At 62.9% G+C, this 17,581-nt stretch carries 10 protein-coding genes; 5 read left to right on the top strand and 5 right to left on the bottom strand.

What is annotated here, in order from left to right:
- Positions 1-591: 591 nt before the first annotated feature.
- The 5 genes from ACVOL0_RS14250 to ACVOL0_RS14230 all read right to left on the bottom strand — a co-directional run bounded on the left by ACVOL0_RS14250 (position 592) and on the right by ACVOL0_RS14230 (position 11,431).
- Positions 592-3,432, bottom strand: coding sequence for a TonB-dependent receptor (locus ACVOL0_RS14250; RefSeq protein WP_481549667.1), 2,841 nt, complete (start codon positions 3,430-3,432; stop codon positions 592-594).
- 14 nt (positions 3,433-3,446) lie between these two features.
- Positions 3,447-4,571 (bottom strand): glucokinase family protein, encoded by a 1,125-nt coding sequence (locus ACVOL0_RS14245; protein WP_481549666.1) that lies wholly within the window; start codon positions 4,569-4,571, stop codon positions 3,447-3,449.
- A gap of 494 nt (positions 4,572-5,065) precedes the next feature.
- Positions 5,066-7,375, bottom strand: coding sequence for a beta-N-acetylhexosaminidase (locus ACVOL0_RS14240; RefSeq protein ID WP_481549665.1), 2,310 nt, complete (start codon positions 7,373-7,375; stop codon positions 5,066-5,068).
- Positions 7,376-7,656: 281 nt separating this feature from the next.
- Positions 7,657-10,320, bottom strand: a complete 2,664-nt coding sequence (locus tag ACVOL0_RS14235; RefSeq protein WP_481549664.1) for a TonB-dependent receptor — start codon at positions 10,318-10,320, stop codon at positions 7,657-7,659.
- Positions 10,321-10,411: 91 nt separating this feature from the next.
- Positions 10,412-11,431 (bottom strand): glucokinase family protein, encoded by a 1,020-nt coding sequence (locus ACVOL0_RS14230; RefSeq protein ID WP_481549663.1) that lies wholly within the window; start codon positions 11,429-11,431, stop codon positions 10,412-10,414.
- A gap of 370 nt (positions 11,432-11,801) precedes the next feature.
- Here ACVOL0_RS14230 and ACVOL0_RS14225 point away from each other — a divergent pair, with 370 nt between their 5' ends.
- Genes ACVOL0_RS14225 through ACVOL0_RS14205 form a run of 5 tightly spaced genes read left to right on the top strand, consistent with a single transcriptional unit; the run spans position 11,802 to position 17,469 of the window.
- Positions 11,802-13,094, top strand: a complete 1,293-nt coding sequence (locus tag ACVOL0_RS14225; protein WP_481549662.1) for a sugar MFS transporter — start codon at positions 11,802-11,804, stop codon at positions 13,092-13,094.
- Between the two features lie 43 nt (positions 13,095-13,137).
- A complete protein-coding gene (locus ACVOL0_RS14220) occupies positions 13,138-14,214 on the top strand; it encodes a LacI family DNA-binding transcriptional regulator (protein ID WP_481549661.1) in 1,077 nt (358 codons plus the stop codon).
- 6 nt (positions 14,215-14,220) lie between these two features.
- Positions 14,221-15,249, top strand: a complete 1,029-nt coding sequence (locus tag ACVOL0_RS14215; protein WP_481549660.1) for an SIS domain-containing protein — start codon at positions 14,221-14,223, stop codon at positions 15,247-15,249.
- The gene (nagA, locus tag ACVOL0_RS14210) at positions 15,249-16,391 is read left to right on the top strand and encodes an N-acetylglucosamine-6-phosphate deacetylase (protein ID WP_481549659.1); all 1,143 of its coding nucleotides are present in this window, start codon (positions 15,249-15,251) and stop codon (positions 16,389-16,391) included. Before ACVOL0_RS14215 ends, nagA begins: the two co-directional genes overlap by 1 nt.
- Positions 16,392-16,401: 10 nt before the next feature.
- On the top strand, positions 16,402-17,469 hold the full coding sequence (locus ACVOL0_RS14205) for an acyltransferase family protein (RefSeq protein WP_481549658.1): 1,068 nt from the start codon (positions 16,402-16,404) through the stop codon (positions 17,467-17,469).
- The last annotated feature ends 112 nt before the right edge of the window (positions 17,470-17,581 follow it).

The following is a 17,581-nucleotide window of genomic DNA, read 5'->3' as shown; positions in this document are numbered from 1 at the left end:
ATGACGGCCGGCCACGTCGAACGCGGTGTCAGTTCAGAAACAGGCCGGTTGCAGCAAACGTGGAGAGCGCTCGAAAACGGGCGCTGTTGGAAGTGGATCGGATGTACTGCCGGCCTTGCTTGTCCACGTCATGTCTCGATGGGTGGGTGGGGCGGGTGACTACCGTCGTTCAGCTCGGGGTGGAGTTTGCGTGTATTTGTTTTCAATTGGCAAAAATAATTTTCACGAAAAACTGGCGCCTTGAAATCTCTGTTTCATACTGTAGTTACTGTTTTTCAAGAATAAATTGAATGAAAAGGAATATCCATTCATTCCGCCTGAAACTTGTTGGAGTGAATTTCAGTCATTTTTGAAAATTATGTTTATCTTCAATTCATTGATAATCCAGATTCCGCTTGGGGGCTTTTCGGGGCGTTGCGGCTGCGATTGCAGTTGCTCCAGTTGGTGCAGGCTGCGCGCGTTGCGCCGTCGCCCGCGGCGGGTAGTGGGAGGCGCGCCAATGGCGCATCGCGGGTAAAAAAAAGCGGGCCTGGAAATCCCAAGCCCGCTGGAGAAAAAGACAACAGAACCAGTGAAACGGGTAGCTACGCCTTAGAAGGCAAAGCGCAGCGTGGCCATGTAGCGGCGGCCGGTGCGGTACAGGCCGCGGATGACCTTCTCGGTGTTGGCGACGCCCGGAACCTCGGCGTAGGAGCGATATTCGCTGTCGAGCAGGTTCATGCCATCCAGACCCAGGGTCAGGTTGTCGGTCAGCTTGACGTTGATGTTGGCATCCAGCGAGTCGTAGTCATCGGTGACCAGGAAGTTGCCGCGGTCAGCCTGCGTGTAGTACTTCGAACGCCACGAGTAGGTCACGCGGGCGCTCCAGCGCTCGCTCTCATAGAACGGGCTGAAGTTGACCTGGTTCTTGGAGTTGAACGGCAGGCGGTTGCCGGCATCAGCCTTGGCGTCAGCGTAGGTGTAGTTGGCGAGCAGGCCCAGGCCGTTGTCCAGGCTGGTCTGGAACGCGGCCGAGAAGCCCTGGATCTTGGCGCCACCGGCATTGTTCGGACGCGAGATGTCGTACTCGGTATCCGTCTGCTGCGACTGGTTGTAATGGGTTTCCTTCTGCGTGGTCACCAGGATGTAGTTGTCGACCTTCTTGTAGAAGGCGGTACCGGCCAGGATGGCGTTCTCGGCGAAATACCACTCGGCCGACAGGTCGAGGTTGGTGGACTCGTACGGATCCAGGTTCGGGTTGCCACCGCCACCGGTCAGGGTCTGGTCGCCAATCCACAGGTAGCTGGACATGTCGCCGTAGTTCGGACGCGAGATCACCTTTGCCGCCGAGCCACGCAGGACCACGCTGTCATTCAGGTCGTAGGCGACGTTGAGGTTGGGCAGGACATTGTTGTACTTCTTCTTGACCGTGCTCAACACATAGCCGTCTGCCGGGCACGGGCTCTTCAGCGAAGAGCAGGTGTAGCCGGTGCTTTCCGATTCGGTCTGCACCAGGCGAACGCCGAAGTTGCCGCGCAGGCGGTCATGGCTGAAATCAGCCTGGATGTAGGCGGCGTTGATGTCTTCCTTCACCGTCCAGGTGTTGGCGGCGTAGGACGGATCGCTGAAGGTGCTCGGCGTCGGCATGGTCTGCCACGGGGCCAGCCACTTGCCGCTGTTGATGTAATCGGCCAGTGCCCAGCCGTCGATCATGAAGCGGTTGCTCAGGTCACCCACGTTGCCGAAGCCGCTGAGGTAGCTGTTCGGCACATCCTTGGGGCTGAACTGGTCGGCGGTCAGGTCGCCATAACCCTTGATCGATGCCAGCGATACACCAGCCATCGACTGCGAGGTTTCGTGCTCACGACGCTTCAGGCCGAAGCGGACCTGGTAGATCGGCGAGTCCAGGGTGACACCGCCGTCGACCTGGAAGTAGCGCTCTTCGTCCTTGGTCGGCTTGGTCACGATGTTGCCGCCCCAGCCTGCGCCCCAGTTGGTGGCGCTGGGCGGGTTGGTGTGCCAGCCGCCGGCCGGACCACCGCCGTCAAAACGGTAGGCGGACGGATCGGTGAACGGGCTGCCGGCATGGCCGGGCTTCATGTGCGTGGCAACGTCGGCGACCGGGTCGGTCTGGTAGCCGTGGAAGTTCAGGCTCGGGGTCTTGCCGCTGATGTCGTAGCTGTAGTCGGCCTTGTTGAGAAACTCGCCGAACACCTGCTTGCCGGTGCCGCCGCTTGCCTCCGAAATGCCGGCGTGGGCCGAGGCGAACCAGCGCTCGTCTTTCCAGGTGAACTTCAGGTCGTAGGAATCGGTGTCCACCGTGGCCTGGCGGTTGAGCAGGTCATACACGGTCAAGGCGTTGCGGAACGAGGCCTTTGTCATCACGCCGCCATCGACGGTGACGTCGGTCAGGCCGCCCAGCGAGTTCCATGGATTGCCGTTGAAGGCAAACATGGAGTGGGTCATGTTGTCGTACTTGGCCTTGACGTTTAGTGCGTTGAACTCGATGTCCAGCTTGTCGGTCGGCTTGAACTGCAGGGCAACGGACAGGGTGTCGCGCTTGCGCTCCTGTTCGAAGTAGTGCGCGCTGATTGCGTTCGGCGCGACTGCATTCGGGTTGGCCAGCAAGGTGGTGGCGCAGGTGCCCACGCAGCTCGGCGGCATGGTGGTGGCCGGGTCGGTCGACCAGTCGGTGGTGGTGGTGGTGATCGAGTTCGGCGAACCGCCCTTGCCGTTGATGTAATCCTTGCCGCTGACCGTGCCGTAGGACTCGATACCGTCACGACGGATGTTTTCGATCGAGCGCTGTGCGGACACGATCACGCCAAAATTGTCCGCCTCGTTCTTCCAGCCGAACATCGCCGATACCGAGGGATCGCCGGCTTCGACGCGGTCGTTGTACAGGTAGCCAACCGCACCGGAAATGGTGGTGCCGCTCAGGTCCAGCGGCTTGCGCGTGGAGACGTTGACAGTGCCGCCGATCGAGCCTTCCTCAAGCCATGCTTCCGGCGACTTGTAGACTTCGACCTTGCTGACCAGCTGCGGTGCCAGCAACGAGTAGTTGAAGGTGCGGCCCGGCTGATCGGAGATGAACCAGTCGGCCGAGGCAATGGTCTGGCCATTGAGCAGGGTGCGGTTCAAGGCCGGGTCGGTGCCCAGGATCGAGACCTTCTCGCCTTGGCCGAAGGCCTTGTCGATGGTTACGCCGGGGATGATGGTGATGGCTTCGGCGACGTTTGTGGCCGGGAACTTGCCCACGTCTTCGGCGGTGACCACGTCGACGATGGCGTCCGAATCACGCTTGGAATCCAGTGCCTGCTTCAGGCTGGCGCGGATGCCGGTAACAACCACGGTATCCAGGTCGGTGGCCTGCTTGCCAGCTTCCTGCGCGTGCGCGGAAAAGCTCAGGCAGGTGACGATGGCGGCGGATAGTACGGACTTGCGGTACCTCATGATGTCTCTCCTCATCATTGATGGATGCCGGCGAACTGGCCGGAACTGGTGTCACTGGAAGCTGGGCATGAGCGGGTTGCTGCATGCGCCGGGTCTACTGCGGAGTGCGGTGCGCTGGGATCGATTTCCCTGCGTCCCAGATACCAACTGGCGGCGCCGATGACGCCCAGTTGCCCGTGCTCTACCAACTTCACGGGGATGCGTTGCAGCGCTTCGCGCATCGGTCCCTTGTTGAGGAAACGTTCGACGAAGCTGCTGTTCAAAAGGAACTGGCTGATCTTGGGCAGGATGCCGCCGGCCAGGTAGATGCCGCCTTGTGCGCCGTACAGCAGCGCCATGTCGCCGATGGTCGAGCCGAGAATCGCGCAGAACAGTTGCAGTGTCTGTTCGGCGTGCGGATCGCTGCCAACGCAGGCGGCAGCGCTGATTGCGTCGGGGGTGGCGTGCACGGGCGTGGTGTCGCAGACGGCGCACAGCGCGTTGTACAGATTGAGCAGGCCCGGGCCAGACAGGGCGTGCTCGATGGCGACATGGCTGCGCCCGCGCAGCATCTGCTGCAGCACGGCGACTTCCAGTGCGGTGCTGGCACTGAGCGATGCTTGTCCGGCTTCGGTGGCCAATACCATCGAACGGTTGCCGTTGGGGATCCACAGGGCCGCGCCCAGGCCAGTGCCGGGGCCGACGATCAATACAGGGCCGTCGGCGACGATTGCCGGGCCGCTCAGCTGCAATGCATCGCCAGCGTCGATATGTGCGGCGGCATGGGCAACGGCCTCGAAATCATTGACCAGGTGCACTGCGGCGAAGCCGAGGTCATCGCGAATGCGATTGCACGACAGCGGCCACGGCAGGTTGGCTGAGATCACGGTGCCATCGGGCAGGGCGTAACCAGCGCTGGCAATGGCGCATTCGCGCACCGTGGCGCGGTCAACCGGGAACTGGGCAAGGATGCTGCTCAGGTCCGGGTAGTCAGCACAGCGGTACTGGCGGTAGGCCAGCAACTGCATGGGCGCACTGGCGCTGCTGCCTGGCTGTACCAGGCCCACGCGGACGTGGGTGCCACCCACATCGGCGGCCAGCAACGGCGCGGCAGATGCAGGAGTGGTCAGCTTGGCTGTTGGATTCCGGCTGGCAACCACACACGTCCCCTGGAAGTTGGCGCGACACCTGTGATGGCGTTGCGGCATGCGGAGTGTCGTGGCTTCGTGACAACGATGTCAAGGCGCACTGCAAAAAATTTTCATCCTCGCGGGGTTGCAGTTGCTGCCTATATATCAATGATTTCAGTGATTATTTTTGTTTCATTTGAAATCCAGGGGCGCTTTTGCGTTGAATCTGTCGGAGTTGCTGGAGTCTCGTGAAATTTTTTGGCACGCAAAGGGCACCTGCAGGAGCGGCCTAAGCCGCGAAGCCGGGAGCAATGAAATGGGAGGGCTTTCCTGTATCGCTGATCGGTAACGGACATTGGTGAGTCGATGCACTGGGCAACTGCCGGCTGTTGGATCAGTTGCTTCGCGGCTTACGCCGCTCCCACAACGGCCCACAAAGCCGGAACTTCAAATGGCCTGGAGGCAGACAGCAGAAGGCCACCGCATGCGGTGGCCTTCCGGGTTACATCACGCCGCTGTGCGGATTATTTGGCGGGTTCGAGCTTGATCCAGTCCAGCGTCCACATGTTCGGACGGGTGTCGCCGGTGAACCGCACGCACAGGTCGCCACGTTTGGCCGGTGCGCTGATCGGGGCATCCAGTTCGAGGAAGCCGTCCGCGCCCGGCTCGGCCGGCAGCGGGATCGATGCCAGCGGTTTGCCTTCGCAGTTGGCCAGTAGTTCCATTTCGCCATGCGCGGTACGTGCTGGTGCGAACTTGCGCGAGGGCTCGTCGTGGGCCAGCTGGAAGTTGTAAGGAATGCGGCCTGCACGCACCTTGATGTGGGTGATATCAGACAGATCCACATCGCTCCACAGCCAGCAGGGGTTGAAGATATTGACGTTGAATACCTCACGCTCACCCTCGGCCGGACCGTCATCTTCCAGGCGCAACAGCAGCTTGCCGCCGTTCGGGCACAGGCCGAGCTGGGTGTCTTCGCGGACCAGCAGTGAAGCGGCATCCAGTTTGAAGGTGCTGGCCGGCGCCAGCGGCTTGCCATCGAAGAACGCAGCGGTCTGTACCTGCACCGGCACCTTCAGTTGCAGTGGCTGCGCGTACAGCGGCGAGGCGGCGGTGACGGCGCTGCCGTCCACGGTGTAATGCACCGGATAGCCGAGTGGATTGTTCAGGCTCACCTGCACCGCGCCAGTACGGTGTTCGCCCTTGTCCAGCATGTCGACCTGGAACGGCGTCTTGGCATAGGCGATGTTCATCGCCCGATAGCGCTGCAACTGCTGCGGCAGGCGCTGCAGGAAGCTGCTGAAGTTGCGCTTGTCCTGCGGGCTCCAGCCGGTTTCGGCGACAGCAGCCAGGCGTGGGAACAGGTTGTGTTCCAGGTTCTGGTCGTTGCGGGTGTGCTCGTTGAACATGTTGGCCTGCAGGCCAAGGATGTGCGAACGCTTGTCCGCGGCGAGGTCGGCCGGCACCGGCTCGAACTCGTAGGCCTTCTGCAGGGTGATCGTGGTCGGGCGGCCCGGCGGCTCGTTCGGCGAGTCGGTCTGCAGGTAGTCCATGTACATGTGCGTGACCGGTGACATGATCACGTCATGGCCTTCGCTGGCGGCCTTGAGCCCGCCCTCGGTGCCACGCCAGGACATCACGGTCGCTTCCGGCGGCAGGCCGCCTTCGAGGATTTCATCCCAGCCGATCAGACGACGGTCGTGCTGCTCCAGGAACTTCTCCAGGCGCTTGATGATATGGCTCTGCATTTCCATTTCATCTTTCGCGCCGAGTTCGCGCATACGCTCCTGCACGCGCTTGGAGGCGATCCACTGGTCCTTGACTGCCTCGTCGCCACCCACGTGCACGTACTTGGAGGGGAACATCTCGATCACCTCTTCCAGCACGTTCTCCAGGAACTGGAAGGTGGCCTCCTCGGTGTTGAACAGGTTGGGGAACACGCCCCACTGGTTGTCGATGACCAGCTTCTGATCGGTGGTGCCCAGTTCCGGGTAGGCGACGATGGCGGCGGTGGCGTGGCCCGGCACGTCGATCTCCGGGATCACCTGGATATGGCGTTCGGCCGCATAGGCGATGATTTCGCGGATCTGCTCCTGGGTGTAGTAACCGCAGTACTGGCGGGCTTCGCCGGTGGCGGCATTGCGGCCGGCATCACCCAGCGGCACGCGGCAGCTGCCGACTTCGGTCAGCTTCGGGTAGCGCTTGATCTCCATGCGCCAGCCCTGGTCATCGGTCAGGTGCCAGTGGAAAGTATTGAGCTTGTGTTGCGCCATCGCATCGAGCAGCTTCTTGATCTCGTCCATGCTCTGGAAGTGGCGCGCCGAGTCGAGCATGAAGCCGCGCCACGGGAAGCGCGGGGTGTCGTTGATGGTGGCGGCGGCGACATGGCCTGGCGTGTTGCCGGTCAGCAGCTGGGCGGCGGTGACCGCGCCGTAGAACAGGCCGACATCATCACCTGCGCTGATGTCGATGCCGGTATTGGATACCTTCAGTGCATAGCCTTCGGCGGTGTTGAGCGCCGAAGGATCGAGGCGGAAGCGGATCTGAGCCTTGCTGGCGCTGTCGGCGATGGCCAGGGTTGGGCCGCCGTTCTGCTTGAGCAGGGTTACGAACTGCGCGGCGGCGCGGCGAGCGGCCTCGTCATTGCCGCCGACGCGTGCGGAATTCTGCAGTACGAAGTCCTTGCCGCCGTCGGCCTGGTAGCTGGCCGGCAGGGGGATGAGCGTAGGGGCGGAGGTGGAGTCGGCGGCCTGCACCTGCAGGGCGGACATGCCCAGCAATACGCAGCTGCTGAGCCACGGCGCGCGGCTGCGCTTGTGGAAGGACTTCGTCATGGGCGGAGCTCCTGTCTGTGCTTGGGCGGCAGTGTGTCCTGCCGCATCGATCTTGTGTAGTGCCGAGCCATGCCCGGCAAGGTGTTGTTCTGTAGTGCCGAGCCATGCTCGGCTGGGGCTCCGCTCGACAATGCGTGCGTTGCCGAGCATGGCTCGGCACTACCTGAAGCAGGGCAATGCCGAGCATGGCTTGGCATTGCATGAAGGCAAAAAAAACCGGGCCCGGAATGATCCAGGCCCGGCGGGTCACGCTAACCGGCGATGTTGCCTGCCGGGATGGATCAGAACTTGAAGCGCAGGTTGGCCATGTAGCGGCGGCCGGTGAAGTACTCCGCAGCCAGTGCCTCTTCCTGGGCAACGTACTGGCGGTATTTCTCGTTGAGCAGGTTCATCGCATCCAGCGACAGGCTCAGGTTGTCGGTGAAGTTCCAGCCCAGGCTTGCGCTCAGGTCGGCATACGCAGCGGTGGTGGCAGCCGGTGCGCCGGCGACATAACCAACGCCTTCGTACTTGCTGCGCCAGTTGTAGTTGACGCGAGCGCTGAACTGCTCGTTTTCAAAGTACGGGCTGACGCTGACGGTGCTGCGCGACAGGTAAGGCATGTTGTTGCCGGCGTCGGTATTGCCAGTTGCGTAGGTGTAGTTGGCAATCAAGCCCAGGCCGGTATCACCGAACGCCTGCTGGTAGTTGACGTTGAAGCCGCGGACGCTGGCACCACCGGCATTGCGCGGACGGGTGACGCTGTAGTCGCAGAAGCCGTCGGCGGTACAGCCGTGCGAGCCAACCGTGGTCAACCAAGTGGTCGGGTTGCTGTCACGCATCGAGTTGTAACGACGCTCCGTGCCCGGGGTCTGCAGCACGTAGTTCTGGGTCTGCTTCAGGAACACCGAGCCTGCCAGGATCGACTGCGGGGCGAAGTACCATTCGGCCGACAGGTTGAAATTGTAGGCCTTGTACGGGTCCAGGTCCGGATTGCCGCCCGAGCCGGTCATCATGGTGTCGTTGAGGAACAGGTTGTTCGACATCAGGTTGTACGGAGCCCAGGCGATGACCTTGGCAGCCGAGGCACGCAGGACCACGTCGCCGCCATTGTCATAGACCAGGTTGAGCGACGGCAGCATGTTGCTCTTCTTGCTCTTGCTGGTCTGCCACCACTCGGCAGGCGCCGGCAGCACCGGCACGTTGTCGCCATAGACATAGGCGCTGCTGTCAGTCTTGGTCTGGGCCCAACGCAGGCCGACATTGCCGCGCAGGGCGCCGGTGGAGAAGTTCAGCTGCGCATAGGCGGCGGTGGTCTTCTGTTCCAGCTCCCAGGTGTTGTTCAACAGGCTGGAGGCGTCGGAACGGGAGTAGTTGACCGGGCTGCCGTGGACCCAGCTGACCACGTTGCCCTTGCCGACCTGCGGGTGGTGGCTGGTGTTGCCGTACACGCCGCCCATGCTGCCGAGCAGATTGGTGTTGCCGATGGTGCCGACGTCGGCCAGGGTGCCGGTGCGTACGCCGCCGTAAACGCCAAGACCGTAGTTTTCGGTGTGTTCGGTGTGACGTACGCCGACCAGCAGCTGGTTGAAGATGCTGTCGAAGTTCTGGCTGAAATCCAGCTGCGCGTATTTGTCCTTGGCTTCAGAGCTGAACACGCCGTTGTTGCCGAAGATGTTGCCCCAGTTGGCCGGATCGTAATACGCGGCCTGGTCGTCGGCCTGGAAGCCCTTGCGGTAGTCCCAGCTGTAGGCGCCGCTGTAGACCGGCTCGATCAGGTACTGGCTGATGTTCGGGTTCTCGGACTTGCTGGTGCCGATCTTGCCGCCCAGCTTCCAACGATCACCGCGGTACTGCAGGTCCAGGTCCACGCCCTTGGTGGTTACTTCGGAGAAGCGCACCTGGTTGTCGTAGATGATGCCGGTGCCACTGCCAGGGTTGGCGTTGGTGTGGCCGCCGGTGACGAAGCCGCCCGGGCCGGTCGGATTGAAGTAATCGACGGCCTGCATGGACGAGTTGTTCTGCGTCATGAAGTTGTACATCGACTGGTTGTAGCTGTCGAAGTTTTCCTTGATGTACAGGCCGCTCAGGGTGCCTTCGAACTGATCGTTGGGCTTGAACTGCAGGTTCACCAGGGCGCTGTCGCGCTTGCGCTCCTGCTGGAAGTAGGCAACGTTGACTTCCTGCGCGACCTTGTCGGTTGGGCGCAGTTCGCCCTTGCCGACCTGGGCGGCGATGTTCGGGTTGACCTTGGCAAAGTCGGCAACGGTGCTGTAACCGAAGATCTCGATGCCCTGGCGATCGACCTTTTCTTCGTGGCGCTGGGCGGCGACGTTGACGCCCCAGGTGGAGTCATCATTCTTCCAGCTGTAGAGCACCGAGACGTTCGGTGCGCCCTTCTTGGCCTGGTCGTTGTAGCTGTAGCCGACCGAGCCGCTGACCGAATTGGCATCCATGTCCAGCGGCTTGCGCGAATGCATCATCACGGTGCCGCCGAGGCTGCCTTCCGGCAGGCGGGCTTCGGAGGACTTGATGATCTCCAGGCGGCCGAGCACTTCCGGGGCCAGCATGGTGTAGTCGAAACCGCGGTTCGGCGACTCGCCGTACAGCCAGATGGCCTGTGCGACCGGGTGGCCGTCGATGAAGCTCAGGTTGAGGCTGGGGTCGGTGCCGTCGATGCTGACACGCTCGCCCTGGCCGAAGCGACGGTCGATGGTGACGCCCGGAATCAAAGCCATGGCTTCGGCGGCGTTGGTGTTCGGGAACTTGCCGATGTCCTCAGCGGTGATCGACTCGGACACGGTGTCGTTGTTGCGCTTGCTGTCCAGCGACTTTTCCAGACTGGCGCGGATACCGGTGACGGTCACGGTGTCCAGGTCGGTGGCGCTCTTGGAGGCTTCCTGCGCGTGTGCGCTGAAGGCGAGGCAGCTGACGATGGCTGCCGAAAGCATGGTCTTGCGATGCATGTTGTCTCTCCTCAACATCAAGATTGATTGGCACTGCGTGCCGCGTTACTACGGGTCCTGCTGGTGGATCTGTTGCTTATGCTGCTGACGGCTACGTGGCCGACTTTTCCAGATACCAACTGGCGGCGCCGATGACGCCCAGTTGCCCGTGCTCTACCAGCTTCACGGGAATGCTTTGCAACGCCTTGCGCATCGGCCCCTTGTTGAGGAAGCGTTCGACGAAGGTGCTGTTCAAAAGAAATTGGCTGATCTTCGGCAGGATGCCGCCGGCCAGATAGATGCCGCCCTGCACGCCGTAGAGCAGGGCCATGTCACCGATGGTCGAACCGAGGATGCCGCAGAACAGTTGCAGGGTTTCCACGGCCAACGGGTCGCTGCCATCACAGGCGGCGGCGCTGACGGCATCGGGGGTGGCGTGCACCGGTGCGACACCGCGTACTGCGCACAGCGCGTTGTAGAGATTGAGCAGGCCGGGGCCGGACAGCGCCTGTTCGATGGAAACATGCGGGCGGTCCTGCAGCATCTGCTGCAGCACGGCCATTTCCAGTTCGGTGGTGGCGGCCAGCGAGGCCTGGCCAGCTTCGGTTGCCAGAACCACGGAACGGCTGCCGACCGGAATCCACACCGCCGCACCCAGGCCGGTGCCAGGGCCGATCACCAGGGTCGGGCCGCGCTCGACTTCGGCAGGGCCGGTCAGCTGCAATACCTGGCTGGCGCTGATGTGACCAGCCGCATGCGCGACTGCTTCGAAATCGTTGACCAGGTGCACGCCGGCAAAGCCAAGGTCGTCGCGGATGCGGCTGGACGACAGTGGCCAGGGCAGGTTGGCCGAGATCACCGTGCCATCCGGCAGCGCGTAGCCTGCGGTAGCGATCACGCAATGTTCGACCGGCGGGTTGTGGCTGGCAAAGTCGGACAGGATCGCGCTGAGGCTGGGGTAGTCCGCGCACCGATACTTGCGGTAGGACAGTACATCGATAGCCGGATCGTTTGCCGCTGCTGCCTGGATCAGGCCGACGCGAACGTGCGTGCCACCCACGTCGGCGGCGAAGAAGGGCCGGCTGGCGGGGTCAAGGCGGGTGGTCTGCAGTGGGGGGACGACAGCTGTCACTCGGTTTCCCTATGGCGAGGCGGAGCGCCCGGAAGGGCACCATTGGGGGGCGAGTCTGTAATCGTTCTGACAACGATGTCAACGAATAATTGAAACTTTCGATGTTGCGCTGCAGCGCTTCTGCGCAAACCCTGCGGCGCCTGCATTTGTTGCATCCGATAGCGTGTAGTGGCTTTAGTTGCAGGGTTTTTCTCAGAAAGCCTGATTCCTCCGGGCTTGTAGGGCTTTCCTGATGAGCTATCGGAATAGCCTCGGCATGCAGCGTTGTTGACAAACTTGTCCGCAGCAAACCATAAATGTGACAACGTTGTTCCCACGTATATCGCCGGACGGCCTCGATCCGTCTCCCGCATCCGCAGGAGCTTTGCCCATGTCTGCTGTTCCCGTCTCGACGCCGCGTACCAGCACGGCTTCTTCAATCGCCGTGGTCGGCGTGCTGTTCTTCATCCTCGGCTTTTTCACCTGGCTCAATGGGCCGCTGATCACCTTCGTGCAGTTGGCCTTCCAGGTCAGCGAGATATCCGCGTTCCTGGTGTTGATGGTTTTCTACCTTTCGTATTTCTTCCTTGCCATTCCCGCGTCGTGGATACTGCGCCGTACCGGCATGAAGAAGGGGCTGGCATTGAGCCTGGTGGTGATGGCGGCAGGCGCAGCGGCGTTCGGTCAGTTCGCTACCTGGCGGATTTTCCCGGGCGCGTTGGCCAGCCTGTTCGTCCTTGGTGGCGGCCTGGCGCTGCTGCAGACCTCGGTCAATCCCTACATCTCCATCCTTGGGCCGATCGAAACGGCTGCACGCCGCATTGCCTTGATGGGCATCTGCAACAAAATCGCGGGCATTTTGGCACCTCTGTTGCTGGGCTCACTGGTGCTGCACGGCGTGGGTGATCTTGCCGCTGAAGTCGCCAAGGCGGATCCGGCCACGCGCGAGGCATTGCTGGACGGGTTTGCCGGCGGCATCCATACGTTCTACATGGTGATGTTCGCCATCCTGCTGGTGGCATCGGTCGCGGTGCTGCTGTCGCCGCTGCCGGAAGTCAGCGCCGAGGAATCCAACGCCGCGCCGGAACAAAGTGGTGCCGCTGCCAAGCGCAGCATCTTCCAGTTTCCGCACCTGTGGCTGGGCGTGATCTGTCTGTTCCTGTATGTCGGTGTGGAAGTAATGGCTGGTGATGCCATCGGTACCTATGGACATGCTTTTGGCCTGCCGTTGGACCAGACCAAGTTCTTCACCTCTTTCACCCTGTTCGCAATGCTGCTGGGCTATCTGGCCGGCTTGGCGCTGATCCCGCGCTACATTTCGCAGGAGAAGTATCTGGCCGTGTCGGCGGTGCTGGGCGTGCTGTTCACCCTTGGTGCGTTCTTCACCCACGGCTACGTGTCGGTGGGCTTTGTCGCCGCGCTGGGCTTTGCCAACGCGATGATGTGGCCGGCAATCTTCCCATTGGCGATCCGCGGCCTGGGCCGTTTTACCCAGACCGGCTCGGCGTTGCTGGTGATGGGTATTGCCGGTGGCGCGATCATCCCGCAGGCCTTCGCCCTGCTCAAGCATGCGTACCCGGAACACTTCCAGCTGGTGTTCGCCGCACTGATGATCCCCTGCTACCTGTACATCCTGTACTTCGGCACCGTTGGTCATAACGCGGGCAAGGCACGTGGCGCCTGAATCAAGCATCATGGCGGCAATCGAGCCAACGCGGGAACCGGTAATGCGTAGACCCACCATCAAGGATGTCGCCGAGCGCGCCAAGGTCTCATTGAAGACCGTCTCGCGGGTGATCAACAACGAGCCTTCGGTGATGCAGGCCACCCGCGCGCGCGTCCTGCGCGCGGTGGCCGAGCTGGACTATGAGCCCGATCCGTCCGCGCGCAACCTGCGCAGCAACACCACCTTCGTGATCGGGCTGGTGTACGACAACCCCAATCCGTACCACATCATCGGGGTACAGAACGGTGTGCTGTCGGCTTGCCGCGAGACCGGCTTCGGCCTGCAGATCCACCCCTGTGATTCGACCTCGCCGATGCTGGCCGAGGAACTGGCCGACTGGGTGCAGCGTTCGCGCCTGGCCGGGCTGGTGCTGACCGCGCCGATGTCCGAGCGTCCGGAGCTGGTGGCCGCGCTCAATGCACGCGGCATCAAGACCGTGCGCATCATCGCCGCCACCGAAGACCCGGGCGATGGTCCCTGCGTGTTCGTGGATGATCGCGATGCCGCCTATGAAATCACCGAGCACCTGATCCAGCTGGGCCATCAGCGTATCGGCTTCCTGTGGGGTGGCACCTCGCACCGCTCCAGCGGCGAGCGTTATGCCGGCTACGAAGCAGCGCTGAAAGACTACGGCATTCCGCTGGACAAGCACCTGGTGATCCCGGGCGACTACACCTTTGATGATGGTTTCCGAGGGGCACGGCGCCTGCTGGCGTTGCGCGAGCCGCCGACCGCCATCTTCGGCTCCAACGACGAAATCGCCGCGGGCGTGTTGGCTGCGGCCAATTCGGCCGGTTTGAACGTCCCTTATGACCTGTCCATCGCCGGCTTCGAGGACAGCCCGTTCTCGCGCCAGTCGTGGCCGGCGCTGACCACCGCCAAGCAGGCTACCGGCGACATCGCCCGCCATGCCGCGCGTTTGTTGATCGGCCAGCTGCGTACCGATGCCTACGAAGACAGCCCGGCACAGCTGCAGAACCAGGGCTTCGTACCGCAGCTGGTGGTACGTGGTTCCACCGCACCGCTGCGTCAGCAGCCGTCGCGACCTCCTTCATCTCCCCCCGACCTATCCGAGTAACGATCCATGGCACTGCCGAGTGAAACCGAAACCCTGATGTTCAACGAGGCCGCGGAAAGCGCCTCTGTCATCGCCGCCCAGTTCGCGCGCAACCGCGACGTGGTGCAGGCCCTGGCCGCCGACCTGCGCCAGAACCCGCCACCGTTCGTTGTCACCTGCGCCCGCGGCAGTTCCGATCACGCGGCAACCTATGCCAAGTATCTGTTCGAGACCCAGCTCGGGCTGGTGACCGCCTCGGCGTCGCCGTCGGTGGGCTCGGTCTATGAAGCGCCGCTGCAGCTGCGCGGCGCGCTGTACATCGTGATCTCGCAATCGGGCAAGAGCCCCGACCTGCTGCGCAATGCCGAGGCTGCCAAGGCCGCCGGCGCGCGCGTGGTCGCACTGGTCAATGTCGAGGATTCGCCGCTGGCGCTGCTGGCCGAAACCGTCATCCCGCTCGGCGCTGGCGTCGAGCGCAGTGTTGCGGCGACCAAGAGCTATCTCGCCTCGCTGGCGGCGATCCTGCAGCTGGGCGCGTACTGGAAGAACGATCCGGCGCTGATCGCCGCACTGGATGCATTGCCGGCCGCGATGTCCGAGGCGTGGGCATGCGATTGGACGGCGGTGACCGACGGCCTGGTCGATGCGCACAACCTGTTCGTGCTCGGCCGTGGCCCCGGCCTGGCTGCCGCACAGGAAGCGGCGTTGAAATTCAAGGAAACCTGCGGCCTGCACGCCGAAGGCTATAGCTCGGCCGAAGTGAAGCACGGCCCGATGGCGCTGGTCGGCCGCGATTTCCCGGTACTTGCCTTTGCCCAGCCCGACGAAACCGGTGCCGGCACCCGCGCCGTGGCCGACGAGTTCGCCGCACGCGGCGCACAGGTGTGGCTGACCGGCGAGGGCGGCAACCTGCCGACCGCAGCTGCACCGCACCCGCTGTGTGCACCGTTGCTGACCATCCAGAGCTTCTACCGCGCGATCAACGCGCTGGCGCTGCGCCGTGGCAACAACCCGGACCTGCCGCCGCACCTCAACAAGGTGACGGAAACCGTCTGATGAAAACCGCGCTGCGCAATGGCCGGGTACTTGCCGGTGAGAACTTCCGTGACGATGTCGCGGTATTGATCGAAGACGGCCGCATCACCGCGGTCGTCGCCAGCGATGACCCGGCGGTTGCCGCGGCCGATGCGCAGGTGGACCTGGGTGGCGGCTGGCTGCTGCCCGGTTTCATCGATGCCCAGGTCAACGGTGGCGGCGGTGCGCTGTTCAACAACCAGACCGATGTCGATGCCCTGCGCACGATGGTGGCCGGGCATCGCCGCTACGGCACCACCGGCATGCTGCCGACCCTGATCAGCGACGATGCCGAAGTGATGGCACGTGCAGTACAGGCAACGCGCGAGGCGATTGCTGCCAAGGTGCCGGGCGTGCTCGGCATCCATCTGGAGGGCCCGTACATCGCACCGGCGCGCAAGGGGACCCACGATGCCGGCAAGTTCCGCGTGCCGGATGTCGACGAAGTGCGCATGGCCACGGCGCTGGACAACGGCGTCACCCTGATCACGCTGGCGCCCGAGCGCGTACCGCTGGCAACGATCCAGCAGATGGTCGCCAATGGCGCGATCGTGGCTGCGGGTCACACCGCGGGTACCTACGACGAGATTCGCGTGGGGCTGGATGCCGGCATCACCGGCTTCACCCACCTCTACAACGCGATGTCGCCCTTGCAGGGGCGTGATCCCGGCGCGGTGGGCGCGGCGCTGGAAGATGCCGACAGCTGGTGCGGCGTGATCGTCGACGGCGTGCACGTGCATCCGGCCAGCCTGCGCGTGGCGCTGGCGGCCAAGCCGCGTGGCAAGGTGTTCCTGGTCACCGATGCAATGCCGATGGTGGGCTCGGACAATCCGGCGTTCGAGCTGTATGGCGAAACCATCACTGCCGTTGATGGCGTGGTCCGCAATGCGGCTGGTGCCCTGGCAGGTTCGGCGCTGGACATGATCACCGCCGTGCGCAACACGGTTGGTCTGTTGGGGCTCTCGCTGGCCGAAGCCTCGCGCATGGCATCGACGTATCCGGCGCAGTTCCTGGGCCTGGATGATCGTTACGGGCAGATTGCGGTCGGCTACCAGGCCGACTTCGTCCTGCTGGACAGCGACCTGCAGGTGCTGGGCACCTGGATTGCCGGTCAGCGCGACTGAGTTTCAGACCATGAACAAAGCCATCCGTTATGCCTCGGTGGATGCCCTGCGGGGCATCACGGTGGCGGCCATGCTGCTGGTCAACAATCCCGGCAGCTGGAGCCATGTCTACGCACCGCTGCTGCATTCGGAATGGAATGGCTGCACGCCCACCGATCTGGTGTTTCCGTTCTTCCTGGTGATCGTAGGCGTGTCCATCGCGCTGGGCGTGGTTCCGCGGGTGGAGCAGGGCGCTGATCGCGGCGCGTTGACCAGGACGGTGTTGATCCGCGCTGGCCGCATCCTCGGTTTGGGCCTGCTGCTGCACTTCCTGGCCTGGTGGTGGCTGGACCTGGCGCACTATCGGCCATGGGGGGTGCTGCAACGCATAGGCTTGTGCTTCGCCGCCGCGGGTATGGCAGCGATCTGGTTGAAACCGCGGCTGCAGTGGCTGTGCATCGGCGTGTTGTTGTCCGGCTACGCTGCGCTATTGGTGGCAGGTGGCTCGTTGGAGCCGTGGCTCAACCTGAGCAGTCGTGTGGATACCACGCTGTTTGGACCGCTGCTTTATCAGTACGACCCTGCGACAGGTCATGGCCATGATCCGGAAGGGCTGATGTCCACACTGGGTGCATTGGCGTCGACCCTGCTGGGGCTGCGTGCTGGCGCGTTGTTGCGTCAGCGTCCATGGCGATTGCTGCCAGGGGCAGTGTTGTTGTTGCTGGCCGGCGGCCTGTGGGCGCAGTGGCTGCCCTTGAACAAGAACCTGTGGACCTCGTCGTATGTGTTGTGGACTGCCGGCTGGGCGTTTGCTGGACTGTGGTTGGCACATATCCTGATCGACTGCCGACAATGGCCGGCCCTGGGCCGCCGTTTCGGCGTCAATGCGATCACCGCCTATGCCGGTTCCTCGGCGATGGTGCTGGCGATGATGGCCACCGGCAGCTGGAACTGGCTGTGGGAACACCTGTTCAACCGCTGGCTGACCCCAATGGGCGGTGCACAGTTCGCTTCGCTGGTGATGGCGTTGAGCTTCGTGGCGATCTGGTGGTTGCCGATGGCATGGATGGATCGCCGCAGGATCTACCTCAAGATATGAGCCTGCCGTTTGCAGGTTTGTGGGAGCAGCGTAAGCCGCGAGGCTGGTAATCCAACAACAAAAGCAGCTGTCTGCAATTGCATGATCTGCCATTGCTTTCGAATTGGTGGCT

This window comes from Stenotrophomonas sp. STEN021, from assembly GCF_056760175.1.
Note: the sequence above shows the minus strand (reverse complement) of the source record. Positions and strands in the feature narration are given on the sequence as shown.

Coding starts and splice junctions, on each gene's coding strand:
- ACVOL0_RS14250 (WP_481549667.1), bottom strand. CDS start 3,432: ATGAGGTACCGCAAGTCCGTACTATCCGCCGCCATCGTCACCTGCCTG.
- ACVOL0_RS14240 (WP_481549665.1), bottom strand. CDS start 7,375: ATGACGAAGTCCTTCCACAAGCGCAGCCGCGCGCCGTGGCTCAGCAGC.
- ACVOL0_RS14235 (WP_481549664.1), bottom strand. CDS start 10,320: ATGCATCGCAAGACCATGCTTTCGGCAGCCATCGTCAGCTGCCTCGCC.
- ACVOL0_RS14225 (WP_481549662.1), top strand. CDS start 11,802: ATGTCTGCTGTTCCCGTCTCGACGCCGCGTACCAGCACGGCTTCTTCA.
- ACVOL0_RS14220 (WP_481549661.1), top strand. CDS start 13,138: ATGCGTAGACCCACCATCAAGGATGTCGCCGAGCGCGCCAAGGTCTCA.
- ACVOL0_RS14215 (WP_481549660.1), top strand. CDS start 14,221: ATGGCACTGCCGAGTGAAACCGAAACCCTGATGTTCAACGAGGCCGCG.
- nagA (WP_481549659.1), top strand. CDS start 15,249: ATGAAAACCGCGCTGCGCAATGGCCGGGTACTTGCCGGTGAGAACTTC.
- ACVOL0_RS14205 (WP_481549658.1), top strand. CDS start 16,402: ATGAACAAAGCCATCCGTTATGCCTCGGTGGATGCCCTGCGGGGCATC.